25 protein-coding genes are annotated in these 25,090 nt (G+C 53.2%); 6 read left to right on the forward strand and 19 right to left on the reverse strand.

Annotated elements, in window-relative coordinates:
- Positions 1–97: 97 nt before the first annotated feature.
- Both JUF11_RS05415 and JUF11_RS05420 read left to right on the forward strand, forming a co-directional pair.
- Positions 98–1,096, forward strand: coding sequence for a hypothetical protein (locus tag JUF11_RS05415; RefSeq protein WP_204118697.1), 999 nt, complete (start codon positions 98–100; stop codon positions 1,094–1,096).
- Positions 1,097–1,141: 45 nt separating this feature from the next.
- The gene (locus tag JUF11_RS05420; RefSeq protein ID WP_204118698.1) at positions 1,142–1,816 is read left to right on the forward strand and encodes a nuclease-related domain-containing protein; all 675 of its coding nucleotides are present in this window, start codon (positions 1,142–1,144) and stop codon (positions 1,814–1,816) included.
- A 388-nt stretch (positions 1,817–2,204) separates the two neighbouring features.
- On the opposite strand, the gene JUF11_RS05425 is transcribed toward JUF11_RS05420, so the two are convergent.
- Complete coding sequence (locus JUF11_RS05425) at positions 2,205–3,737, reverse strand: hypothetical protein (protein WP_204118699.1); 1,533 nt, start codon at positions 3,735–3,737, stop codon at positions 2,205–2,207.
- A gap of 322 nt (positions 3,738–4,059) precedes the next feature.
- Here JUF11_RS05425 and JUF11_RS05430 point away from each other — a divergent pair, with 322 nt between their 5' ends.
- Complete coding sequence (locus JUF11_RS05430) at positions 4,060–5,835, forward strand: hypothetical protein (RefSeq protein ID WP_204118700.1); 1,776 nt, start codon at positions 4,060–4,062, stop codon at positions 5,833–5,835.
- 131 nt (positions 5,836–5,966) lie between these two features.
- Here JUF11_RS05430 and JUF11_RS05435 read toward each other — a convergent pair whose 3' ends face one another.
- From JUF11_RS05435 to fakB, 11 genes are all read right to left on the reverse strand, one after another.
- A complete protein-coding gene (locus JUF11_RS05435) occupies positions 5,967–6,575 on the reverse strand; it encodes a hypothetical protein (RefSeq protein WP_204118701.1) in 609 nt (202 codons plus the stop codon).
- Positions 6,576–6,742: 167 nt separating this feature from the next.
- Complete coding sequence (locus JUF11_RS05440; protein WP_204118702.1) at positions 6,743–7,336, reverse strand: NUDIX hydrolase N-terminal domain-containing protein; 594 nt, start codon at positions 7,334–7,336, stop codon at positions 6,743–6,745.
- Positions 7,337–7,390: 54 nt separating this feature from the next.
- Positions 7,391–8,776 (reverse strand): hypothetical protein, encoded by a 1,386-nt coding sequence (locus JUF11_RS05445; protein ID WP_204118703.1) that lies wholly within the window; start codon positions 8,774–8,776, stop codon positions 7,391–7,393.
- A 137-nt stretch (positions 8,777–8,913) separates the two neighbouring features.
- Entirely contained in the window at positions 8,914–9,906 is a 993-nt protein-coding gene (locus JUF11_RS05450) for a DUF6287 domain-containing protein (protein WP_204118704.1), read from the reverse strand.
- 45 nt (positions 9,907–9,951) lie between these two features.
- On the reverse strand, positions 9,952–11,277 hold the full coding sequence (locus JUF11_RS05455) for an MATE family efflux transporter (RefSeq protein WP_204118705.1): 1,326 nt from the start codon (positions 11,275–11,277) through the stop codon (positions 9,952–9,954).
- Positions 11,278–11,378: 101 nt separating this feature from the next.
- Positions 11,379–12,815, reverse strand: coding sequence for a S41 family peptidase (locus tag JUF11_RS05460; RefSeq protein ID WP_204118706.1), 1,437 nt, complete (start codon positions 12,813–12,815; stop codon positions 11,379–11,381).
- Complete coding sequence (locus JUF11_RS05465; RefSeq protein ID WP_204118707.1) at positions 12,796–13,047, reverse strand: YozE family protein; 252 nt, start codon at positions 13,045–13,047, stop codon at positions 12,796–12,798. Before JUF11_RS05465 ends, JUF11_RS05460 begins: the two co-directional genes overlap by 20 nt.
- The gene (msrA, locus tag JUF11_RS05470; protein ID WP_204118708.1) at positions 13,047–13,565 is read right to left on the reverse strand and encodes a peptide-methionine (S)-S-oxide reductase MsrA; all 519 of its coding nucleotides are present in this window, start codon (positions 13,563–13,565) and stop codon (positions 13,047–13,049) included. The genes JUF11_RS05465 and msrA overlap by 1 nt, the downstream gene beginning before the upstream one ends.
- 89 nt (positions 13,566–13,654) lie before the next feature.
- Entirely contained in the window at positions 13,655–14,245 is a 591-nt protein-coding gene (locus tag JUF11_RS05475; RefSeq protein WP_204118709.1) for a YpmS family protein, read from the reverse strand.
- Between the two features lie 21 nt (positions 14,246–14,266).
- On the reverse strand, positions 14,267–15,115 hold the full coding sequence (locus JUF11_RS05480) for a GDSL-type esterase/lipase family protein (RefSeq protein WP_204118710.1): 849 nt from the start codon (positions 15,113–15,115) through the stop codon (positions 14,267–14,269).
- Positions 15,116–15,191: 76 nt separating this feature from the next.
- Positions 15,192–16,034, reverse strand: coding sequence for a DegV family protein (gene fakB / locus JUF11_RS05485; protein ID WP_204118711.1), 843 nt, complete (start codon positions 16,032–16,034; stop codon positions 15,192–15,194).
- Positions 16,035–16,211: 177 nt separating this feature from the next.
- Here fakB and trhA point away from each other — a divergent pair, with 177 nt between their 5' ends.
- A complete protein-coding gene (trhA, locus tag JUF11_RS05490; RefSeq protein WP_373305855.1) occupies positions 16,212–16,835 on the forward strand; it encodes a PAQR family membrane homeostasis protein TrhA in 624 nt (207 codons plus the stop codon).
- A gap of 62 nt (positions 16,836–16,897) precedes the next feature.
- On the opposite strand, the gene JUF11_RS05495 is transcribed toward trhA, so the two are convergent.
- From JUF11_RS05495 to JUF11_RS05515, 5 genes are all read right to left on the reverse strand, one after another.
- Positions 16,898–17,386, reverse strand: a complete 489-nt coding sequence (locus JUF11_RS05495) for a dihydrofolate reductase (RefSeq protein ID WP_204118713.1) — start codon at positions 17,384–17,386, stop codon at positions 16,898–16,900.
- Positions 17,387–17,396: 10 nt separating this feature from the next.
- The gene (locus JUF11_RS05500; protein ID WP_204118714.1) at positions 17,397–18,350 is read right to left on the reverse strand and encodes a thymidylate synthase; all 954 of its coding nucleotides are present in this window, start codon (positions 18,348–18,350) and stop codon (positions 17,397–17,399) included.
- An 11-nt stretch (positions 18,351–18,361) separates the two neighbouring features.
- Positions 18,362–20,260, reverse strand: a complete 1,899-nt coding sequence (locus JUF11_RS05505) for an ABC-F family ATP-binding cassette domain-containing protein (protein WP_204118715.1) — start codon at positions 20,258–20,260, stop codon at positions 18,362–18,364.
- 96 nt (positions 20,261–20,356) lie between these two features.
- Positions 20,357–20,815, reverse strand: a complete 459-nt coding sequence (locus JUF11_RS05510; RefSeq protein WP_204118716.1) for a hypothetical protein — start codon at positions 20,813–20,815, stop codon at positions 20,357–20,359.
- Positions 20,816–20,870: 55 nt separating this feature from the next.
- Positions 20,871–22,049 (reverse strand): CCA tRNA nucleotidyltransferase, encoded by a 1,179-nt coding sequence (locus tag JUF11_RS05515; RefSeq protein WP_204118775.1) that lies wholly within the window; start codon positions 22,047–22,049, stop codon positions 20,871–20,873.
- A gap of 114 nt (positions 22,050–22,163) precedes the next feature.
- Here JUF11_RS05515 and JUF11_RS05520 point away from each other — a divergent pair, with 114 nt between their 5' ends.
- Positions 22,164–23,042: a YitT family protein gene (locus JUF11_RS05520; RefSeq protein WP_204118717.1), complete on the forward strand. Its 879-nt coding sequence runs from the start codon at positions 22,164–22,166 to the stop codon at positions 23,040–23,042.
- A gap of 19 nt (positions 23,043–23,061) precedes the next feature.
- Positions 23,062–23,271 carry a hypothetical protein gene (locus JUF11_RS05525; protein ID WP_204118718.1) on the forward strand — a complete coding sequence of 70 codons (210 nt, stop codon included), beginning with the start codon at positions 23,062–23,064 and terminating at the stop codon, positions 23,269–23,271.
- Positions 23,272–23,329: 58 nt separating this feature from the next.
- Here the strand turns inward: JUF11_RS05525 and JUF11_RS05530 are convergent, their stop codons facing one another.
- The gene (locus tag JUF11_RS05530) at positions 23,330–24,601 is read right to left on the reverse strand and encodes a tetratricopeptide repeat protein (protein ID WP_204118719.1); all 1,272 of its coding nucleotides are present in this window, start codon (positions 24,599–24,601) and stop codon (positions 23,330–23,332) included.
- Between the two features lie 86 nt (positions 24,602–24,687).
- Complete coding sequence (gene hbs / locus JUF11_RS05535; RefSeq protein ID WP_125581762.1) at positions 24,688–24,963, reverse strand: non-specific DNA-binding protein Hbs; 276 nt, start codon at positions 24,961–24,963, stop codon at positions 24,688–24,690.
- Between the last annotated feature and the right edge of the window lie 127 nt (positions 24,964–25,090).

A 25,090-nucleotide genomic window follows, 5' to 3' on the forward strand; every position in this document is an offset into this window, starting at 1 on the left:
GCGGATCAACTGGGATGAGGCAAGTCAAGCCATCGGTTCTGACTTGAACAAAGACCCAGCATCTGCCAATTCAATACCAGAGAAAGCGAGTCACACGATGAAAAAAAGTACTTGGCATCTTCTCATCAGTGCCTTGGCGTTGATGAGCGCCATCTTCATGTTAAGCGGCTGTGCAGGCAAAAAAAGTGGCACTTCTTCAGCATCTAAAAGCAGCGTCAAAAACAAAACACAAACCAAACATGCAAAAGCAGCGAGTCAAAAAGCAAAAAAGCTGACTGCTGAAGAAAAAGCCCAACAGAAAAAAACTAAGGCCATTTTCAAAGGCATTACCCTGTCACTGGTGGGGACGGAAGACCATCCAGTCGTGGACTGGGACAAACCGACGCTTCTGACTAATATTGCCACCTACCTGGCAAAACAAGAAGGTGCTGATCCCGCGACAGTACTGGCGATTATTAAGGTCAAAGAAACTGCGGAGAAAATTCCCAACGAGAAGCAGACGGTTGATGGCTACTCCTCTTTCGGGCGCCTTGGTTTTCCGGATATGTTTGAAACTTACTACGATTCTGGTATTGCCCTGACCGGAGAACAAAAAGCTGCGCTAGATAACGTGGCCAGCGACTTAGATGATCTCACGGTCAATCCTTCTGCGGGCAGTAATGAAGATTTGGGTTTTGATAAACCTGGCTACCATGCAAACCTATCCGTCTACGATAGCTCAGGATTCGGTGTCGAAATCAACAAGGACTTTGCGCAGATGCCCAAACCTAAAGCCATTAATGTCCGTGAGCTACTCACCAATCATCTTTATATCCATATGACAGGTTGGGAAGGAACTGAAGATACGATCAAAGGCGTCTACCTCGACCAATCGACGCTTAGCCAAATTTCGAAACTGATGGGCACGACGCTTGAGCCTGATGCAGTGAACGCACTTTGGGACATCAGAAACAACACGTTGAAATATCGCCCGGGTGATAGCGTGACCATCGATTTTGATTCCCTCGCCGGTAAATTAGCTGAACTGACCCCTAGCACTGCTAGTGTCACTTGGTACGGCGATGGCCAAGGACCGACCGTTCTGCAAGCAGAATAGTTGAAGCGAGATCAGGTTGGCGACCGAGAAAGGAGGTGCAAGCTGATGGCGGAGCGGCCTTACACGAACCGTGGTGAATATCTCACCTATCAGCGCCTAAAAGGGCTCTCTGTCGTCAATTCGGAAGACAGAATCACGATTTTCGCCAATGTGTTCTTTCATCCCATCACAAATGGGCCAGTGCGGCAGATTGATCATCTCATCACGAGTCGCCGCGGAGTTTTCATGCTCGAAACGAAGTACTGGGCGGGTACGGTTTACCACCAGGTTTGCAATGAACAGCTCAAAATTGAGTGTGAGAGATTCTGGCCGCTCGTCGAAGCCGCTCTGCCACCAGAGATTCGCAGGTTGAAGCAAACCGTCCCTTATACGTTGATTGCCCACGGAAACCGGCCGTTAACGGTGCGCCACGGATACAGCAATCCGACTGAACAGGTACGGACAGCCAAAAAGCAGTTGCACGACTTATTGAGTCAACATCTTAAGATTCCGCCTTACCTGCATGGCTTTGTGATTTATGTTTACCCGCATGGTGAATCCAACGCCATTGTTGATTTGAATCACCACCTGGATGAGCTTGGCCAATTCGCTACGGAACCAGAGGGCTTCACCAGCATCGACGCTTTTGTGAAGTATTATAATCGACTGCCCGACCGAGTCATGCCGACCCAACGTCTGACTGCCATCAATCAGTGTATCAGAGAGCATATTATCTCCTAGTCTTTCACTCGCGGAAAAATCCTACAGTGCAGTTTTATGGCTCTGGTTGATAGACCCGGACCCTTTCGACTGAAAAAATGTCACCCCAGAATGGCAGCGGCCTCACGGGGAAGCAAAATCAGTGGAATGGCACCACTTTCGGACCTCATCATGCCGATGATGAGGTCTTTTTCTGTGAGCTCACAAGCAAATTCGACTAGTCCCATTCACACCCTAGTCCAGCCTAATGGTCGGTCATCCAAGCTGCTAGTCACAGTCGAGCCGGCAGTCTGGCGCCACGAAAATTAACCGCAGCAACAAAAAGGCGGCACCTTATCGGGCACCGCAAATCTGGCTTAAGCTTTGGCTGATTCGGTCATAATCAGTGGATTCATGATCGGGATCATGGCTAATCATCTAACGAGGCAAGCAGTGACAGAATTTTGGCCTGAGCCTCTGCCACTAGGTCAAATGTGGCCTCCGGGCTGGCGATCGCAGTAGCCGCCTGCGTCATGGCCTCAATCTGCTCCTTAAAGCCCTCAACCCCTGCTGGCGAAAACTCGCTCACCAACTCCGGACAATGCCATCCGGTTAACCAGGATTGGCGACATTGCTGGACACGTTCCCGGTCATCGAAGTGCCGCGGCTCGTCTTGGCTAAGGCTCGGCAATTCTCGTCGGCCTTGATCGGTTTGAATCCACGTCAGCAAGCCTTGCCACGAAACCGCCCGGCCGGCCTCAAGCGCCTCAATCAGCCCTGTATAGAAACTCACCCGGTTTTCGCCCTGTTGCAGTGCTGCTGGCATGAGGTTCAGCCCTAACCGACCCGCTTCGCGCAACCGTTCATGCAAAGTGCGCATTTGATACCAGAGCAGCAATTTCTCCTCCTGCAAAGGCTCAAAATAATGTTCGACCAAGGCAGAGGCGCTGAGCTCCGGGTAGGCTGCCATCAGTGGGTGGACGGCCGAGTTGGTTTCAATCGTTGCCAACTCTGTTGCTAGCTGGCGTCGACGATCCACCAACAGCGTGCCAAGCGAGCCCCCGTCATGATAGATTTTAGTTTCGTCTAATTCTTCATAAAAACTGGTCAGGGTCGCGTCAGCAGGTTCTTTTTGCGCCAGTTCGTACCAATTCGCCCGCAACCGAACGTCGCTGATTTGCGCAAACCAAGCACCGAACCGACCATCAGGGCCAGCGTTCCATTCCCGGTAAAAATCTTGCAGGTACTCGTTCAGATTTGGTTTACTGGTTGCCGCCGGTGCGTGCTGCGCCATTTGGTACTGCGCGAAGCTGCGGGCCTGCTCGAAATCATTTTTATAGTCTTGATAGCGCTTATACGCGCTTAAATGTTCACGATAAGGCGTCATCACTTGCTCATCAAGCAGAGCACCAAAATCAAGTGGCGCCCCTTGAAAGTGAAACGCCGTGAACTCAGGCGAATCTGCATCATAGATTAGATACTGCTGAGAGGCATCCACGCGGATGGCGTCGAGGCGCAGCGTTTTATGACCCAACCGATTAAACATGAGTTCCTCTAGCTCAACCTGAAGCGCCGTTTCGTGCTCTTGCTGGGCTGTCGCCTTAGCAGCCAGCTCACGCGCGATGCCTTTGGTTAATCGTTGTTTCTGGGCTGCCACGAGCCGATGAAGATTGTCGGTGGCAAAAGCAAGCGTGGTGCGAGTCGAAATTGTTCCGCCCAGCTGCGGTCCATCTAGAAATGCCTTTAATAATGGTAAGCCTTCAATCACATTCCTGGCCTGATCCAAGGGTGCGACTTCACTGATGATCAGTTTTAACACTGTTATCAGCTGCGGCTCATTCAGTAGGGCCATCACTTCTGGTGCCGCGGCCACACTAACCGCCGTTGTTTCGCTACCATTAGCCCCTGGCTTCAAAGCCGTCAACTGGCCGCGTTGCGCTTGTTTTGAGCTTGATTGATTCATGTTGATCCCCCAAATTTTTGGCATAAAAAATAGCCAATCTCTTGCCAGATTTTCACCGCGATCGAGGTGTTGCGAATATGCAACTCCAACGCGTTCAAATCTGTTCAATTGATTAGCTAATCATTTTTTGAATATAAAATGAGTTGGTATACCACCGTTAATGATAACGATGGTCGACTAGAAACGCAAGCTAAAATCATCGCGCCACTCCCCTGAATACAAGTTTCGCAGTGGAAAAACCGATTGGCTCGGGCTTGAACGTCATGACATGGCGGCGCATACTTAACCTATCATTAATGCCTCGCATAAAAGGAGCTTAGCGATGGAAACATGGGTGGGTCAATATTTTCAGCAATTTCGCACCAGCCGTGGCATCGGCGTCCGGCAGGCCGGGCGCGGTTTAAGCAGTGCCTCAGTCTCCCGCTTTGAACGGGGCTTAGCGGATATTTCCGTGAACGCTGCCGCTAAGCTCATGTTCAACATCGGCATGGATGGCAACGACCTCACTGATGCTTTGCGCCAGCATCAGCGGACTTTCCCACGTGTCCTCAACGATTTCGTGTTAGGTGACCGGGCCCAAGTCAAGCAGAACGTGACCGCATACTTGGCGCAAGGTACTTTACCAGAAGTGCTAGCGGCACTCGTGCAAACCGCCTGTACCTGGCTCGATGAACCGCTTAATAGTCCCCGTCAGCTGGGGGCTCACTTCGAGCAGGAATTGGCTGATCGACTGGGTGATCCGACAAACTGGTACAATCTCGAAGAATTTTTGATGGTTGCGACCTTGCCTTTTGCCAGTAGCGAGCTAAAAAAGCTGCTCTGGCAGCGCGCCACGGCGCTGACAGGGCGACAGCTAGGTAAACAAAACTATAACCTCTGGCTGCTCGGGAGTTTAGCGCTGGCCAATGCCGACCCTGAGCTCCATGCGCTGATTGCGACCGATCTTTCCAGAATCCTTCAAGATCCGACCCTGGTCACCTTTCTCAACAACGTCGCCCCGCAGTTGCGCGCACTCGTCGCACTGGCGCGAGGAGAGGACATTGCCCCAGTGGTTTCGGCGCTTAAGCAAATTGGCGCCAGACCACTGGCAGACTTTTTGCTTGCGCTCCAGCATCAGAGCCACCTAGGCCTCCCCAGCCATCACCATCCTCACCTGAAGTCCACGATCCCGGCGGATTGGCTGCTTTCGTTGGATGAGGATCTGTTAACCGGGCCGATGTTAGCGAAACGCCGCAAGCAGCTGGGTCTCACCATGAAAGCAGTGTTGGGCGATTGGAACCTCTCAACGCAATCGCGCTTTGAACAAGGCCGCACGCAGTTAGGCTTTCTCAAAACATTGACCTTACTGGAAAAATTGGCCCTGCCTTTTTACGCCGCCAGCATGTCCACCGATCAGTTCAGCCTTTTTCACCGCTACCGCGCGGAACTTGAGCTAATGGGGCGAGCACCACTCGCGCAGCAGAACCGCGAAGCTATTCTAGCCGTTCTGAGCCAATTTGAAGCGGCTATCACCGGTCTCCCGCGGGGGTTGCGGCTGATGCTGGCTAAAGGGCTGAGAACCAGTCTACAGTGGCAAAACAGCCCGCTTTTTCCAGAGGACGACCCCGTATTTGCTAGCCTCACCATGGAAGACCAAGGCGAAATTCTCAGCTACTTTGAAACAATCACCGAGGTTAGCGCCCTGGATGCAGAGGCGTTCGGCTTCGCCATCAACAGTATCAGGAAAAAGTACTATACCGCCCTCATTAGTGCAGTGATGGCAAAAACCGCGCCAAACAGCGAGGCAGCCACCAACATGTGGGAAAGTGGCACTAACTATATGTACGGCGCCGTCTATTATGACGTTCAAGCCGCGATGCCAATTGTTGAGGACTATTTCGCCAAGCAAACCGCGCGCGTCTATGCTTGGCAAGACTACCAACGCCTGACCATGATTCATACTTTACGCACGGTCTACTTTGATGACTCGCCGGCAGTCTGGGCGCAGGCCGAAGACTATCTTGCCGCCATCAGCGAGCTATCGCCCTACGACCACAATGATGTGAATGACCGCTGGTGGTTAACGACGTTCAGGGGAAAAGCCAAGCAGCGGGGATGACAGGTTCAAAGCATGCAGATATAATGAAAATCCGCTTCAGGCTTTCAGTTGGAAACTTGAAACGGATTTTTTATGGCCAAAGCATGCATACAACTGCTAGTTTTCACCATTAACACTGATTTAAATGGAAACTAACGTCGATGTGGCCGTGGAATCTTCGGCAGCCAGATCAACACTAGAATCAAGCCACTAATCGCAAGATAGCGCCCAAAATGATCAGCCTTGAGGACCAGCATGGCAATCACTAACGCCAGTGGCAGCAGTGACTCTAGCAGCGGATACTTAAAACTGGCCAACCCAGTCTGCCCCACTTGGCTCATATCCGTTGCGTAACCCAAAAAGTGATTGGCCATCAGCGCGGCTAAATTGTCTGCGACATACTGTAGCCGCATGCTTGAACCCATATCGGCATAGAAGCTCACATGTTCCCCAGCATGATCAAAATCAATCACCACTGAATTCTGCGCGCCGTCACGCACTTTGAAGTTGGTCAGGTCGGCCCGGGCATACCGGTGGACTTGTTGATTGCTCAGGCGCTGGGCAATGATTTCAGCCGGCGTAAAGACCAGAAGAAAAGCAGGCTCACTGGCTGCGGTCGCACTCGGCCCTAGTAAATCTAACGCGAGCGCCTTCCCTGCGTCATTATGATGACGCGCATACAAAAAGTTGGCCTCTGGTTCGACCCCTAAAGCACGCACCAAGTCCTGCATTTGAGATTCGTTTTGTACTAATATCCCCATCTTGTCCTCCCCCAAAATTGCCCACAACCGCCCAATTTAAGTTAATGATACCCCTTTCATCAACCCCGTCAATCAGACTTTGGGCCGGCGCCAAGCACCATTGCGCTTTGCCCAATCAAAAAGAGGTCCAAGCCGACAAAAGCGGCTGATGACCTCACTTCAAACCCTTATTGTATATAGGCTTCACCACCTGCGAACAGCTGGTGCAATTGTTCCGGCGTTGTGCGCTTCAGCGAAAGCGGCGGCAAAGCGTCCTCACTGAACCAACTGGTCGCAATTGTTTCACTATTGGCAGCAAACTCCCCTTCTCCAATGGTACCGGCGAAGATCATTTTGTAATACTGAAACGCCTGGGGAATGTCAGGGCGCTGCGCGGTATCGTAAATCGCTCGCAGCTCACCGACTGTCATGGCCAGCCCAGTTTCTTCGCGCACCTCTTTGGCCACGTTGGCTTTCAGCGACCAGCCAACTTCAGCAAAACCGCCGGGCAAAGCCCAGTGGCCGGTGGCATCCTTCACCAACAAGACTTGCCGCTGGCGGGTGATAAACGCCCGCACATCAATTTTCGGCGTGGGATAGCCAGTTTCTTGGGCGAACAAATCAGCGACTTGCGCTACCGGCCAGTCGCCAAGCGTGGCGAGTTGCTGCTGTGCGAGACGCTGAAGGTCTTGATACCGTTCCTGATCAAAGCGATCTTGGGCATATGCTAGTCCAGCTTCACTGATGGCAAGTAAACGTCTGAGAAAAGTCACTTGTTCCAAGGCTAACCCCTCTTTTTGCCTGTGCGCGCATCGCTTACCACTTCCACCCAGGGTTTAGCGGTCCTCTGCTTCTTCAAGTGGGTCAGCAAGGCGCAAAATCCGCTTGGTCTGGGCCGGTGGGTATGGCGCCTGATTGGGCGCAAACCAAGCCATCGCGACAATCGTGCCATAAGTCTCGCTATGGTTGCGCGGCACCACCACCCGATCGCCCACGGCATACTGGGGATCAGCGAAATAACTGTACGGACTGCCGCCATGATGGAAAACGACTTGCGCATACAACAAATCACCTTTGACTGGCGTCTTGCGACTCATCAGCCGCGCATCTAACATTTGGGGCGCAAACTCCCCCAAAAAAGTCTGAAGCTTTGCCGCCAGGTTCGCCCAGCCCGGAATCGGGGTATCGAGGCTCAAGGTCCCTTTAACGATGATTGGGTCGCCTTGCCGATAACGCGCCGTAACGGTCAAATTCGGCGCAGTCTGGCTCGCCTCATCTGGCTTAGGCTGGTCCAGTGGCGAGTCTATACCAGTGAGCAAGTGGCCCACTGCCGGACTGGTGAGACCGAGCCGAGTGCGAGTGGCGCCATGCCGCGTTGTGAGCGATAACGATTGGCTGTGGCGATCAATGACCATTTTTTCCGCCGTGTCATCATCCGGTGCATAGGCAATCACCAAGCGTTGCAATTGATTCGGGGCATTATCAAACAGCATCAAATAAGGAAATGGCAACACGTCACGCAACTGTTCCGACAGCAGCTCGGCCTCAATCATTGACCCTTGCGCATGCTGGACGCCGTCTTCACCAGTGACCGTCATTTTCCAGAACCCAGCGTCACACACTATTTCTGGTGGCCGCACCGTACTGGCAAAATCCGCAAGTTGATCAAGCATCCCGTTTAATTTGCTTGCTGACACCGTAGCCGTCTGGCGGCGCCGGTAACCACTAAAAAAATAACTCGCTAAGTTGACTCTGCCCTCGGCTTTCAACGTTAACGTCTGACTCATCAGACTATCTGGCGTAGGCGCCCAAAACCGACCTTCTGAAGATTTGATCACCACTTTTTGGATTGCTCCCAAAGGCCGCGTTAACGCCGCTAATTGGGTCAAGGCCGTGGCAAACCAAAACCGGTTGTCGGGGTCGCTTAAGTGCTCGTCAAAGCCCCAGTACGTAATCTGCCGATACATCGAAAAGATTGCGTTGCCTAAGGCTTGGTCGTCATCAATGCCAGTCAAAAAGGCCTTGGTTGCTTCGTGATCACTTGGATTAGGCAGCTGATGTTTCTTATCAAGCACCGATTCGAGCATATCCATCCTAAAGCCAAGCGCAGTGAGTTGCTCAGCCCAGGTTGCTTCGAGGTGGTCAATTGCTTCGTCATCGCCCGCGTTGAATAGTTGCTGATTGAGCCGTGCAAACTCATATCGATCCGCTCTAGTCACCATCTGCTGGCCCTCCAAAGTTTGAGATTTTTAGAAAACGTTTTCTAGCTTCATTGTAACCATAATCGAACAACGACGCCACCGGTGGTCATCAGTCGCCAACCAAAAACAGCCCTCAAACCATGAGGACTGCACGGGTTTTAGTCAACTTTGTAATAAGCGTCAGTTTGATACCCACTTTGCCCACCACCAGGAGTCAGGCGGTCTCGGGTGGCATCAGAGTCATCAGCGACCGCCATTTGCACCCCTTTAGGCACAATTGCCAGCGGTGCCATGCTGGACATCACATTAGGGTTAAAAGAGCCAATCGAGCCCATGATATAACCGGTGGTCACTGGCCCTGAAGTGATCACCTCGGCATAGCCATCGCTGTCTTTGGTGGTGAGCTCAACCCCAGTGGCAACACTGAGGTTCATGCTGGCTGGCGCGGTCGTGGTTTTGGTGGTGACTGTCATGGTCCGGCCATCAGTTGGATTTTTCCAGGTGCCGGCCAAACTGCTGAGGTCATTTTGGGCAAGGGCATCAATATTCAAACCTTGCATGGCCTTCAATTGCGCCGCCGAAACGCCCTCAGCAAACACCCAGCTGGTGTCATTGTTGCTAGTCCAAACCACCACGATATTCTGCTGGTTGGTGGCATCGCCGGTGATTGACTTGAATTCACTGGTGCTCCCTTTTGGGTAGAAAGTCACGGCCCAGTTAATGGCCACGTTCGCGGAATCTTGCAGCAGTGCAGTTAGTGCCTGGCCGGTTGACTTGAAGCTGAGTGGATGCTCGCCATTGGCGTCAACCAACTTGCCCCCAGCCAATTTTACCTCGGCCGCAGTCAACGTGGCCTTAGTCACCGCCATCTTCGCGTGGCCACCAGCCTGGTAGCCAGTTTGAGTACCATTGTGGAAATTAGTTGCATTCGCAATCTGCGTCCACTGGCCCTTTAGCGATTGATAATTTCCTTTTTGGATTTGCGCCAAATCAAGCTTTGCGGGTTGCTTGGCCTGCGGCTTAGCGGCTGATTTACTTTGACGCGTCACCTTCGCTGCTGATTGACGGGTGGACCTAGCATTTGAAGCGTTGCTACATGCACCTATCCCACAGGCGAGTGCCACCAAGATCCCAATCAAAAATTTTATCATTTTACCCCTTCCGCGCGGTCGCGGAATCCTCCTTTGTTCGCCGGCCTAAGCCTGCAAGTGATGGGCCACCCGGCGATACAGCCAGTAGCCGAGGGCGCAGGTTAACAAATCAGCCGTGGCTTGCGCCCAGACAATGCCGTGAAAGCCGAACACCTGCGCCAAGATCACCATACTGATGGCAAACAACACCCCTTGGCGGGAAATGGCCATCACCAAAGCGCTGGTGCCTTTACCCAGCGATTGGAACACGGTGGTAAACACCAAAATTGCCCCCACCGCCGGCGTCGTGATGAGCAGTGCTCGCAGCATCAAGGTGCCATTGGCCACAATGACCGGCATCGCCATGAACAACCGGACCAGCGGCGTAGCGCCGATCATCAGGAGCACTGCTGCCACCAGTGCGTAACCCAGTTCAATTTTGAAGTCAAAACGCAGAATTTCGTGAAACCGCCGGTAGTTCTTCGCCCCGTAATTATATCCAATGAGGGGCTGGGCGCCAAACGCAAACCCCACCATGATGAGCATCACAATCATGTAGATTTTCTGCGCGATGCCCATCGCCGCCACCATGTCTGCGCCATATGGGGCCAGGTGTTGATTCAGCAGCATGGTGCCGAAGCTTTGCATGAAGTTGGTGAGTGAAGCCGGAATACCAATGGCGATGATGGCCTTGATGGCCGCTGCGGAGGCTTTGGCCTGCTGCGGGAGAATGCTGAGGTACTGCGTTTCGCGCTGCGTGAACCAAAGCAATAACATCGTGTTCAAAGCGTAGCCAAGCACGTTCGCCAATCCGACGCCACTTGCGCCCCAGCCGAACCCAAACAGAAACAGCGGATCAAGAATAATGGTCAACACTGTACCGCTGATGGTCGCTATCATCGAATCCTTCGCCAAGCCTTCCGTGCGAATGATGTTCCCTGGCACCAACGACACAATGATAAACCCGGCCCCGATGGTGAGCATGCGGTAAAAGCCGCCGGCATCGGCGCGCGTCGCAGCGGTTGCGCCAAGCAGGGTTAAAATTGGCTGCTCAAACGTCAGCATCAGGGCACTGATGACCAAGCTAATGGCAATGCCGGCGTAGAGGCAAAAACTGCTGAGGCGTTTGACCTGGGCATAGTCTCGGTCCCCCAGCAGCCGCGAAATCAGCGCACTGCCGCCGAGGCCGAAGATGTCGCCGACTGCCAGCATAAACGAAAACACCGGTGCCCCCAGCGTGACCCCTGCCACCAAGTTCGCATCGCCAGTTTGAGCGATGAAAAAGGTGTCAACGAGGTTATATACCATGCTGGCCACCATGCCGAGAACGACAGGTAAAGCCAGTTGCATATACGCTTTAGGTACCGGTGCTTTTTCAAATAGGTCATTCATTCGAAGCGTTCCCCTTTGTGTTGCACGGTCGCTCGTCGAATGACTTGCCAGAACAACGGATTATCGTACCATCCGATTTTACCTTTTTGAATTTCTGGCCGCTAATGTTTTTGTAAATAAGTGACAGCGCTGGAAATCGCGTTGTCGTTTTGGGCGAGTTTCCCAGACAGTAACTTGATCAAGGCCTGAATGGTGGCGACATCGGTTTCACCTGTCGCCGGTAAGCCTTGCTGGGTCTGGAAATTCTTGACCGCCGTTTGGGTCGTTGGTCCGAAATACCCGTTGGCTTCCGGAATGGTTTGACCTGCTGCCTGCAAGGAAATCTGCAAGGAATGGACATCCGCGCTTTCGTCGCCGAGTTTCATCTTCGAGGTGGAGAAGCCTTGAATCTGCGCCCACGCCGGATACGAGGTTTTAATGGTTGGCGCCAGGCCTTTCTTATTGATCCAGTTGCCGTTTGGCGTTAGCCACTTGGCCACGGTCAACTTCACTTCCGCATTCTTGCTGATTTGGGCCACGTTTTGCACGGTGCCTTTGCCGTAACTGGTTTCCCCAATCAGCGGCACGCCGCGACTTTCGTTCCAGGCGCCAGCTAAAATTTCACTGGCAGAAGCCGAATCCCCATCAATCAAAACGGCAAGCGGTTCCTTGACCTTAAACCCGTGGTCATACTGCTTACCGGCGGTGTAAACCTGGGTGGCACCGCTGCGGTCCTGCACCTTGACAATGGTTTGGCCGTTTTTCAGCCCCATTGAGCCAATCTGCAAGGCATCTTCAAGCAGACCGCCGGGATTGCCGCGCAAATCAACAATGAACTTCTTTGCCCCTTGCTTGCGCAGCGCTTTGACGCCGGCTTTAAACTGCTTGGCGGTGGGTTCAGAGAAGCTCGTAATAGTCAAAATCCCAACGGATTTATCCGCTGGCGCCAAACTGGTGGTAACGGTATCGGTAGTAATTTTGGCCCGCTTCATCGTTAACTTCAGCAGCTTGCCATCCCGCCGCACTGTCACGGTGACGGTGGTGCCGATCTTACCGCGAATCTTGCTGACGGCGGCATTCACGCCTGATTTTTCGACGGATTTGCCATTCACCTTCACCAGCTGATCGCCGACTTTCATCCCGGCCTTTTGCGACGGGGAACCAGCTTGTAAGCTCGCCACTTCCAGGTGCGACGAGGTTTGTTGCACGGTGGCGCCGATACCGCCAAAGCTGGCAGAAATCGTGCTATCAAGCGAGGACTTTTCATCGTTTTCAAGGTAAGTCGAGAACTGATCGCCGAGGCTGGCCATCATGCCAGAAATCGCACCATTGGCTAGGGTTTTGCTCGACGTCTTCTTGTAATATTTTTCCTGAATCGAGTTGTAGGTGGCGAGGACTTTGGTAAAACTGCTCGGCACTTGCTGCACGGAAGGATCCAGCACCGGGCGCAGCGCATAGCCAAGCCCGCCCGCCGCAACGATTGCCACCGCGACCAGCACGCCTTTCAGCCAACTAGGGAGTTTAAACGGACGGCGCGGCTTATTTTCCTGATCTGCCATGGTGACCTCCAATATGTTCATGGGCCTGATACTGCGCATAGGCGTCATCGAACACGCTCATGCTCGGCAGATAACCGCCGTTGAGTTCTAAGTAATTGCTTAACGCTTCAAAGTCAGATTCCTGTTTCGGAAAACTTTGATCAAAAAAGGCTTTTTGGGCAAAATTCGCCACTTCCCCGTGGTCATTGGGGTTGCGCAAGGTCATCAAAAATTGGTAAAAGGATTGCCGCATTAATTTTCCTCCCAGTGGGCGTCGATGAATTCTTGGCGCTGCTGATGTTCCGCCGCATAGCGCCGCGGGTTGTGCATGTAAAACTGCTGATGCTCAGGCTCCGCTGCATAAAAAGGCTGAGCGGCTTCGATGGTCGTCACAATTGGGTCCTGAAAACGGCCACTGGCAACCAGGGCGGCTTTCGATGCTTCAGCCGCCTGGCGCTGCGCAGCGTCTTTGACGTAAATCACAGGCCGGTAATTGTCCCCGCGGTCCTGGAACTGACCCATTGCATCGGTGGGATCGGTTTGCTGCCAATAAATGTTCAGGAGGTCCTCGTAGGAAATGACCTGCGGATCAAAGGTGATTTGAACGGCTTCAGTATGCCCGGTTTCGTGGGCCTTGACCTGCGCATAGGTGGGATTGGCCACATGCCCGCCGGTGTAACCAGAAAGAACATTGATGATCCCGGGCTGGCTTTCGAATGGTTCAACCATGCACCAGAAACACCCACCAGCAAAAATTGCGGTTTCAGACATATGAAAATCCCCTTTTTCGTTCTAATTTAATGGTTAAAGTGACTCAGCCGCTGATCTTAGGAGTCGACATCAAGTTAGGCTCCGCAGCCTTATTTTTTCGGCAGATAGACGGAGAAGTCAATTTCGTCATTCGGCAAGTCAATCTTGGTGGCTTTGACCTGCATGCCGTTTTCCATTTTGAATTTGTTCAAGTTTAACACAATCGTTTCGCGCTTACTATTGAGGGTGACCCACTTGGGCAGCTTGAAGGATTTGCCCGCGTAGTTCAAAACGTAGCTGATGGGCACGGGTAAACTGCCGACATTAAGCTGGCGCGCCTTCAGTTCCACGTTGCCATTTTTAAGCACGATAGGATCCATTAAAAGCCCAAAGTCGATTTTCTGCCCAAAGAAGGTGAAGTTGCCGCCAAGCACCGCCTGGTCCGCCATGGTCAGCGAGTACTTCACTTTGCTGCCTTTTTGAAAATCATTCAGGTAGTAGGTCACGATTTGATTAACTTGGCGCTTGGTTAACGACACCGTCATCACCGGATCACTGGTCGTGCTGGTCGTTGTGCTAGCGGGTTGATCCACTGGCGTTAACACGGCATGGGCAAACCACAAGCCGCTACCGATAATCAGCCCAATCAAAACAAGACTGATGATTTTCCAAACGTTAATACTTTTGTGTTGACTGCGCATGCTTGTTCCTTTCGTGCTGGGTTATTCCCAGGTCTGCTTCGTTTGCTGCATCTTCTGCCAGAGCTGAGAGGTCATCAGCGCGTAGCCGGCATTGTTCGGATGGAAATGATCTTCCGTGAAAATTAGCGGGTTGCTGCTGTCGTCGCTCATGGCTGAGGCTAAACTGGCCTTCGTTTTCTTGTCTGTGACCTGGGTGTTGGTACCCTTGGTTAAGACACTGTCAATGTCAACGTAATAGGCCTGCTTGAACTGGTTCACGGTTTGCTGAGTGCCGGCGTTCCAGGTCTTGACACTGGTGGTCATCGCTGTCAGCTTCGGAAAATAGACGTAAAACGGATTGTAAATGCCAAAAACATAGATCGGTGCCGTGGGATTCAGTTGGCGGAAAGTCTTAAGCAGTTTGCTCAGCCGCTTTTGGAACTGGGCGCTGCCAGTGGCCACATCCTTGTCTGAGAGCGATAGCAGGTGCTTTTGCAGCACATGCATCAAGTCATTGCCCCCGACCGTGACAGTGATGATGTTGGCCTTTTTAACGGCGGCTTGCAGTTTAGGCTGTTTGTCGACCCGCTTTTGAATTTGGCTACTGGTATCGCCAGTCACCCCGAAATTACTGGTGGTGACGTTGTAATTGCCGGTACTCTCTAGGTCGTTTTTAATCAGGCCAACGTAGCCTCCGTTATTGCTATCATCCCCCACGCCATGGGTCAGCGAATCGCCCACCGCTGTGAGTTGCAGGGGTTGCACGGCCTTCACTTGGCCTTTGATGGCGAGTGGCGTGGCCGCGGGGCCCCATAGACTCCAGGCCCCGAAAGCCAGTCCAGCGGCCACTGCCACCACCAAAAGATCAATTAACCACCGCATTCTGCGCATGGCGGCACCTCCTTCCCGTAGAATAACAAAAGAGCCGGTCATCAGTAGTTGACGCGGCCCTGGTTGACTCGACTGATTAATCCGTGTAGTACGTGATGGCAAAAGCCCCATCGCCGGTGTGGGTGGCAATCACCGGATCAGTTGGCTGCACCAGCAAGTTGGCTTCAGGTAACACGGCTTTGATTTTCTCGCCGATGCTTTCGGCAAACTCTCGGCCGCCGGCGTAGGAAACGCCGATTTCATGAATATTCGGCAGTGTGTCAAGGCTGGCCACCACTTCATCTGCAAACTTGCGCAAGGTTTTCATTCCGCGGCCTTTGGATAAAGCCTTGAGTTCGCCGCCAGTGACTTCAAGTGTCACTTTGATGTTCAGCAGTGACGATAGCACGCCGGACACCCGGCTGATGCGGCCACCTTTGACCAAGTTATCGAGGTTGGAAACCCCCATCACCAACTTGGTGTGGTCGCGAATGACCGCCATGCGCGCCAAGATGTCGGGCATAGCAGCGTCTGCTTGAATCATTTTGGCTGCTTCCAAGACTTGGAAAGACAAGGCGCGGTCCGTGAACTGTGAATCCACCACCGTAACGTCACCCTTGCACAATTCAGCCGCTTGGCGCGCGGAGTTCACCGTGCCAGAAATAGCTTCCAGCATGTGCACGGACAGCACGGCGCTGCCATCGGCGGTCAGTTCGTTGTACAGGTCTAAGAACGTCCCGATGGCTGGCTGCGAGGTTTTCGGCAACGCGGCAGCCGCCGCCATTTTGTCCATAAATTCAGCGCGCGTGATGGTTTCCCCATCCACATAAACGGTGCTATCGATCATGATTGTCAGCGGAACGACATGAATGTCGTACTGCTTAATTTCTTCCGGGGTCAATTGAATCGAAGAATCCGTTACAAGTTTGATTTTTACCATCTAGGCCACGCTTTCTCTGAAGTTCGGTTATGGAATCAGTATAGCAAAATCCCGCGTCTTTGTCAGTATTATCATATCTAGTTTTTATAACTAGGTGAAATTGTTTTTCGCCGTTCGTCGTGGTATTCTATACTTAAATCAACGAAGGATGTGCTGAACATGCAAGGGCGGCCGCTAATGAAATCACACTATTACACCTTTAATAATGAAATGATGAGCGCCGTGACCCACGCGTTCGCCTTAGGGCTAGCGGTGGTGGGCACGGTGGCGCTGGCCTTCAAGGCGACCACCCCACTACGGCTGGTCAGTTTTCTCGGTTTTGGCATTGCCTTGATCATCCTTTACACTGGGTCGACGTTGTTTCATGGCTTCTACTTCACCAAGGCCCGCCATGTACTCCAGGTCATCGACCATTCCGGCGTCTTCATCCTGATTGCCGGCTCCTATCTGCCCTATTGTCTAGTCGCAATCGGCGGGAAGCTTGGCATCGGCTTGCTCATCGCCATTTGGCTACTGTGCGCTGCTGGCATTGCCTACAAGCTCTTCTTCCTCGGCCGCTTCCGGGGGCTGGAAACTGGCATTTATGTGGTGTTGGGCTGGATGTGCCTAGTCGGTATGAAGCCGCTGTGGGACAACCTGGGACCTTGGGGCTTTTGGCTGCTGGTGGCCGGCGGCGTGGCCTACACCTTTGGCGCCTTGCTTTATTCACAAAAAACCATCCCCTACATTCACGTCATTTGGCATTTGTTCGTGATGCTGGGGTCGGCCTGCATGTACGCGTCTATCTACTTGTTCGTCTAGCCAAAAAGCGACCCGCCGCTAACCATCATTGGTTAACGGCGGGTCGTTTGCTGTCCTCGCAGTTATTTACGGTCCCAGACTTCAAAGACATGAGATTTAGCGGGATCGGCATTGAACACTTCCCGACTGCTCATTTGTCTGAAGGCTGACCAATCCAGGGCCGGCATTTTAACATCCCCAGGAAAAACGCCTGCTAGTTTCGTCACGTAAAGCCGCTCGACCACATCGGCGAATAAGGCGAAAATTTCCGCGCCGCCGGTAATCATCAGATTCTGATCGGGATGGGCATCAGCGTAGGCGAGCAGCGCGGCGCGGTCATGCACCACCACGGCGCCTGGCGCCTGGTAGCTTTGATCCCGAGTCAAAATGACGTTGGTCCGGTCTGGCAGCGGCCGCTTCGGCAAGCCTTCGTAAGTCCGGCGCCCCATCACTGTTAACTGCCCCACCGTCAAGGCCTTAAATTCCTTGAGATCATCAGGCAAATGCCACGGCAAGCGGCCCTGATAACCAATGGTGCCACTACGGTCTTGGGCCCATACAAATGCAATCATCGCGTTCCTCCTATACCGCCACTGGCGCTTTGATGGCGGCCAGCGGCTGGTAATCTAGCACTTTGATATCGCTCATTTGCAAATCATCGATCGTTTTGCCTGGGGCCAGACTTAAGGTCGGCGACGGATTCGGGGTCCGACTCAATTGCTCGCGTACCTGGGTCAAATGGTTGGCGTAAATATGCGCATCGCCAAAGGTATGCACGAAATCCCCTACTTGCAAGCCGGTTTCCTGCGCGATCAGATGCGTGAGCAGCGCATAACTGGCAATGTTGAACGGTACGCCCAAGAACATATCGGCACTGCGCTGATACAGCTGCAGCGAGAGCTTGCCTTCATTGACATAGAACTGGAATAGCGTGTGGCAAGGGGGCAACGCCATGGTCGGCACGTCTTCCGGATTCCAGGCGGACACAATCAAACGCCGAGAATCCGGCGTTTTTTTGATGGCTTCGATCACGTCCCCCAGCTGATCAATGGTTTCCCCCTGACTGGTGCGCCAAGCGCGCCACTGACTGCCATACACAAAGCCTAGATTGCCGTAGGTCTGCGCGAAGGCTTCATCATCTAAAATGCGCTGATCAAAGGCGGCCATTTCCTTGGCATACACCGCGGCAAATTCAGGGTCTTGCAAGCGCCGATGGCCAAAATTAGTCATGTCCGGTCCCTGATAAGCCGGAGCTTGCACCCAGCGCGCAAAGGCCCATTCGTCCCAGATATGGTTGTTGTGCTGCAGCAAGAAGCGAATATTGGTGTCACCATGCAGGAACCACAACAACTCGCTTTTGATCAGGCCAAACGGCACTTTCTTGGAGGTCAAAAGCGGAAAGCCCTGACTGAGATCAAAGCGCAACTGGGCGCCGAAGATACTGTATGTGCCGGTACCGGTACGATCTGTTTTGTAATTGCCGGTGGCTAAAATACGGTCAAGTAAATTCAAATATGGCCGGTCTTGGTATCCCATCATGATCCTCCCTAATCGTTGACATACTCGTCCAGTTCGGCAAAGCGGTCAAACATCTTGTCCAGTTTGGCATTGCCGGTATCGATTTGTTGCTGCAAGTCGCCTAAGGTCACATAGTCCTCGCCGCTCGTCGCCGCCATTTGCGCCTTCAAAGCGCTGATCTTGGCATCCAGCGCATCCATGTCGGTTTGCAACTGATCATGCTCAATTTGTTCAGCATAGGTCAGCTTGGTTTTCTCCTTCGGGGCGGCCGTGGTGACAACCGTTGAGGCTGGTTGCTTCGGGGCGGGGGCTGGTGCGGCAGCGGCCGCTTTTAACTGGGCCAGATAATCGGTAAAGCGCCCAACATGACGGTCGATCACACCGTTGCCTTCAAAGTAAAGCAAGTGATCGGCGACTTTGTCCAAGAAATAGCGGTCATGTGACACCGTAATCACGGTACCTGGGAACTGCTGCAAATAATCTTCCAGCACGGTCAGGGTCGCCACATCCAAATCGTTGGTCGGCTCATCCAGCAGCAGCACGTTCGGCTGGCTCATCAGAATTCGCAACAGATACAAGCGCCGCTTCTCCCCGCCGGATAAGCGGCCAATCAAAGTGCCATGCATACTGCGGGGAAACAGGAACTGCTCCAGCAGTTGGGTGGTGGAAATCCGTTCACCGCTGTCAGTGACCAAGACTTCTCCGGCCTCTTGTAAATATTCAATCACGCGCTTGGTAGGGTCAAGCGTTTTGCTCATTTGCGTGTAATAGCCCAGCTTGACAGTTTCGCCAATTTCCACGGTCCCGGTATCAAGTGGCTGCTTGCCAGCGATCACATTCAGCAAGGTCGATTTGCCTGCCCCGTTGAGCCCAGTGATGCCAATGCGTTGCCCCGGTTGCACCAGCCAAGCAAAATTATTCAGAATTTGATGGGTGCCGAGCTTCAGGCCCGCATCCTTAAATTCAATGACCTTCTTGCCCAGCCGGGTGCTGGCCACTTTCATCTCCACCGTGCCTGTCGCCGCGGGCCGATCAGAAATTTCTGATTTCAAATCATTGAACCGATTGATCCGCGCTTGCTGCTTGGTCGAACGGGCCTGGGCGCCGGCGTGCATCCAAGCCAGCTCCTGCTGATAAAGTTGGGCCTGTTTATGCGCGCTGGCGGTATCGCGCTCGACCTGCGCCGCTTTTTGACTGACGTAAGCCTCATAGTTGCCAGGATAGCGATAGAGTTGACCGTGATCCAGCTCCCAAATGGTGTTGGCAACATGATCCAAGAAGTAGCGATCATGGGTCACCACCAAAAGCGCCCCTTTGTACTTGCTCAAGTGGGCCTCCAGCCAATCAATGGAATCAAAGTCCAAGTGGTTCGTTGGCTCATCCAGCATCAGCAAATCGGGTTTTTCAATCAGCACCTGCGCCAAGCCGACGCGCTTTTGCTGCCCCCCGGACAGGCTGCCGATTTTCTGGCTGAGGTCGTCGATATGCAGCTGGGTCAAAATGGTTTTGATTTCCGTTTCCGCATCCCACGCATCGACTTGAGTCATGCGGGCATCCGCCTTGCTATACGCCGCTTGGGCCGCTTCAGCCATGGGATTGGCGGTGTAAGCCGCCAGCGCCTGTTCGTAATCGCGAATGGCCGCAAAAATCGGCGAACTGCCGCCATAAATCGCGTCCATGATGCTTTTATCCGCGGCCAGGTTGGGCTGCTGGGCGAGATAGCTCAGCGTATACTGCTTAGGCGTCACCACTTCCCCGCCGTCAAACGGATCCAGCCCGGCCAACCCATTGAGCAGGGTGGTTTTGCCTGTGCCGTTCACCCCAATCAGGCCAATGCGGTCGCCTTCGTTGATCAAGAAATCCATATCTTTAAACAGTTGCTTGTCGCCATACGCTTTGCGTAAGCCATTTGCGGTTAAAGTCTGCATACTACCCCTCGCTTTTCTCGTTCTCATCATACCATAGGCATCTGGTCCGAGGCGCTAAGCGAATCAAAAAGCGCGCACATGGCGCGCTTAACCGCTTTAGTAATTAGGATATTCGTCTTCAACGGTGTGCTCAGCATCAATCACAATGTAGAGATGACCGTTTTTGGTTGAGACCTTGCTGGTTTGATACTGATTGTCCAAGCCGCTTGGATCTTTTTGGGCAAAGGGGAAATAGATCTGAATCCCATTGCTACCCGCTTCATCGAATTGCAAATCCATTTTCTCGATGTCTTGGTACTTCATCGCCCGACCGAACATCCCCAGTTCTAGGGAACCGGTATTGATATCGGAAGACTTCACATGGTCAGCTTCTGGCAGGATTTCCACCTTGAAACTCTTGCAGGGATGGATTTCCTGAATATTCCCGCCATTAATGCGGCCATAGCTGGTGGTCACCCGGCTGATCCAAATATCGGCCAGCTCCTTGTGGGAAATCGTCCATTCGTCGCCATTGCGGAAGTGAAAGACGAGCTGTTCAAAAACGTGTTCCTTCATACTCCTCATCCTTTCTGAATTCGCTTACATGGCTATCTTACCATAGTCGGCGCAATTAAACCCCTGCCGCCTTCAGCAGTGCGGCCTGATCATTCGCCAGCTCACCGGCCACCACCGCCTGTTCAAGCTGGTTTAGCACTTGCCCCAGCTTGGGCCCAGGGGCAAAGCCATGCGCAATCAACGTTTTACCATCAATGGCCAGCGCTGATTTGGCCTGAATCGGGAGCATCTGGTACGCCTGGGCCACCGGGGCCGCATCAAAATCAGGCTGCAGCGCTTGCGCGGCAGCAAGCGCCACCGGCAGCGCTGCTGCGCCCGCCTGATACAAGGCCCAAGCGCTCGGCGTTGGCAGCTGACCCAGCAGCACCGTCGCCCGCTTGACCAACTCGGTCATGGCATTCGCCTGCTTCCAGGCGCGCATGAGGGCCACCACCGGCACTTGCGTCAGGTGTGCTAGCAAGGTCCAACCCACCGCCGGCTCCGCCCACTGCGGCCCGCTCGCAGCCGCCAGCTTGGTGATGGCCGCTTCCTGATCATCCAAAAGTGGGGCATAGCGATACAGCCCAGTCGCCAGAAAATCGGTCAGCCCCGCTTGGCGGGCAATGCCGGTCAAAAGCCGGGTGAATTCCGCCGCAATCCGCTCCACTGACACATGGGCCAGCAGCGGTGCATTTTCGGCAATCGCCGCTTTGGTAGCCGATTCCAGCTGAAAACCCAGCTGGCTTTCAAACCGCACGCCGCGCATCATCCGCAAAGCATCCTCATGGAAGCGTTCATGGGGGTTGCCCACCGCCTTGAGCTGTTTGGCGGTCAAATCATCCAGCCCACCAAATAGGTCAATCACCGTGCCGTCATGGCGCACTGCCAGCGCATTCACCGTAAAATCGCGGCGCTTGAGGTCTTCGGCGAGCGAGCGCACAAAGGTCACCTGATCCGGGCGCCGGAAATCCTGGTAGCCGGATTCGGTGCGGAAGGTGGTGACTTCATACCCCGTGCCATGGTCCAAGACCATCACGGTGCCATGCTGAATCCCAGTATCGACCGTGCGTTGAAAAATCTGTTTGATCTCTGCTGGATACGCCGAGCTGGCAATATCAACATCGTGAATCGGCAAACCCAGCAACGCATCGCGCACACTGCCGCCGACAAAATAGGCTTCATAGCCTGCCGCCTCAATGGCCTTCATGATCGGAATGGCGGCCTTAAATTCTGGATGGCTTAAATCGAGCTGCATCATCTCGCCCCTTCTTTTATGCTAGGTCTATGATAGCAAATTCAGGGCCGCTTGACTAAACCAGCAGGAAAGTCTGCTACAATGAAATTAATAAGCTTGTTAAGGAGGGGTTGTATGGCAAAACGTCGTCAAAGAGTCGCCTTGGACTTAGCTTTGATTACCCTAGGCTGCGCGCTGTACGCGTTCGGGCTGGTCACAGTGAATATCGCCAATCATCTGGCAGAAGGCGGCATCACTGGGATCACCTTGCTGATTCGCTATTGGTGGCACATCGATCCGGCCTACTCCACCATTGTCTTAAATATTCCCCTCATTATCATTGGCTACAAGTTTCTCGGTAAGCGGGCCTTAGCTTACACGATTTACGGCACCGCGATGTTGTCAGCCTGGCTATGGATTTGGCAGCGGCTGCCAGTCAGCTTACCCATTAGTCATGACTTGTTTATCGCCGGCGTGATGGCGGGACTGTTCGGGGGCATCGGCTCCGGCCTGATTTACCGCCGCGGCGGCACGACTGGAGGTTCGGATGTGATTGCCCGGGTGCTGGAAAAAAACACCGGCATTCCCATGGGCAAATCGCTGCTGGGATTTGACGTCATTGTGCTCCTAGCCAGTCTTAGCTATCTGAATCTCGAGCTGATGATGTACACCTTGCTGGCCAGCTACGTCTTTTCGCGGATTGTCGACTTCACCTTAGAAGGTGCCTATGCTGCCAAAGGGGTGCTGATTATTTCCAATCAAGCAGAGCCCATTGCCAATGCCATCATGGACAAACTCGAACGCGGCGTGACCTACCTGAAGGCTGAAGGCGGTTTTGCTCGCGATCAAAAACGTATGGTGTACGCGGTGGTCGCGCCGACGGAAATCGCCGCCACCAAGCGCATCATTGAAGATTATGATCCGCAGGCATTTGTCACAATTTTGGATGTGCATGAGGCACTTGGCGAAGGCTTCACTTACAAACGCAAACCGCGCCGCTTGTTTCTCAGTTAGCAGAAAGGAAGGCTAGCGCATGCCCCTGTTAGTGATTGGCTTCATTTTGTTGGCGGTCGGACTATGGGAAATTCATATCACCAGCCACACCTTCAAGCAACTGAAAGCTGGCCAATTCCAAACCAGTAATGGCTTCATGCCCTGGGCGCTTTGGACCAGCCTAGTGATCGGCACCATCATGACCGTGGCGGCCTTAGGTTGTTTTGTGGTTGCCCTAATTCAATCATAGCGAACTCATTCGCGCAAAGAAATGGCGTCGTCCCTCAGGGCGGCGCCATTTTCGTGACTTACTGGTCTTCTTCGGCTTCAAGTTCATCCAAGCGTTCCTGCATATCCGTGTCCGTCGGTGCCAGCGCCAAGTAGCGCGTCAAAGCCGCCTTTAATTCAGCCTTGGCTCCAGTCGACTGGAAGAAGTCGATGAGGTCATGTAAGAACAGCACCGAATCCTGCAAGGCGTTGAAGGCCAGCAAGTAGTTCTCCCGCGCCTTGGCCACCTCATCCAGACGATCATAGCTTTTGGCCAAGTTCCAGTAAATCTGCGGATCCACTTCATCGGACTTATCCATCGCTTCCAGGTAAGCAACGTTGGCCTCGTCATCGTGCTTAGCCAGGAGCAAATTGCTCCAAGCCATGGCCACCGCCTGATTTTCCGGATCCAGGTGGCGGGCTTTGGTCAGGTAAGTTTCAGCCAAGTCAAGGTTGTCTTCCTGCAGCGCCAAAGTTGCGCCGTAAGCAAACAAATCAGGATTCGTGTCATCTTGCATTAGCCCTGCCTGCACCGTGGCCAAGGCGTCCGCGCTGGCGCCGCCTTTGACCTGAGCCTTGGCCAGCGGTAAGTAGGCATTGGCGTAGGTCGGGTCCGCCTCAATCAGCCCTTGCAGCGTGGCAATGGCGTCTTTAGGTTGATCCAACTCGGCGTACAGCGTGCCCAGGCGCAACTGACTTTCCGCATCCAAAGTGGCCACTCCCGCATCTTCATACACCGCCACGGCATCCTCGTATTGGCCTAGATTGGCCAAAGACCCGCCGTAGCGCGCTTTAATGTTCACTTGGGCGAATTCATCGATGCCTGCCGCCAGCAGCTGAGAATAAGCTAAGCTGGCCCGATCATCGCGGCCCCAGGCATTATAGAGTTCCCCTAAGGCAAAGGTCACCACCGGCTCGTCTGGCACCAACTGCTGGGCTTCCAGCAGTTTTTGTTCACTGACCTCATATAGACCCTGCGTTTGGTAGACATCTGCCGCGGCCAGCAAGGCTTGCGGGTAAAAGTCACTATCCGGGGTGATTTGACTAAGCAAGCCAAGCGCCTTGTCGGGCAAATCGTCACCCACGGCGATATCCGCTAGCGCGGTTTTCAAATCATCTTGGTCTGGGTACTTGCCCATCAGCTCCTCGTACAAGCGTTGGGCCTGGCCAGTGAAGCCTAACGCATACAGCTCACCGGCGAGATTATATTTCGTTTCATCGTCATCGTTTTTCAATACGGATTGAAAAAGCTCACGCGCCTCGGCCATATGACCAGCTTCTAGCGCCGCCAGCATTTGCTCTGAATAGCTCATATTTCCCCCTTATAACGGAAAAACGGGTCCAGGCGCCAGGCCTGATCCCGTTTTTAAGTATGGATCCTATCATTGCTTCAAGGAGACTACTTAACAGCGTCCTTGAGGGCCTTACCAGGCTTGAATGCAGGTACCTTGGATGCAGGAATCTTGATTTCTGCACCAGTTTGCGGGTTGCGGCCCTTACGAGCAGCGCGTTCGCGAACTTCGAAGTTACCAAAGCCGATAAGTTGAACCTTTTCGCCTTTAGCCAGGGAAGCCTGGATAGAACTAAAGACTGCATCTACAGCTGCCGTTGCATCTTTCTTCGTCAAACCGGTTGTTGTTGCAACGCTTTCGATCAATTCTGCTTTATTTGCCATGATCTTTTCACCTCCGTATTGATTTAGATGGTGGACCATCTAAACATACCCATCTTGGTTTCCAAAATGAGGAAACAATGATAAACCGGTATCACCATTTCAATCATTAAGATAGCACACAAAGCCC

Source organism: Lacticaseibacillus suilingensis, from assembly GCF_016861845.1.
Taxonomy (GTDB): Bacteria; Bacillota; Bacilli; order Lactobacillales; family Lactobacillaceae; genus Lacticaseibacillus; species Lacticaseibacillus suilingensis.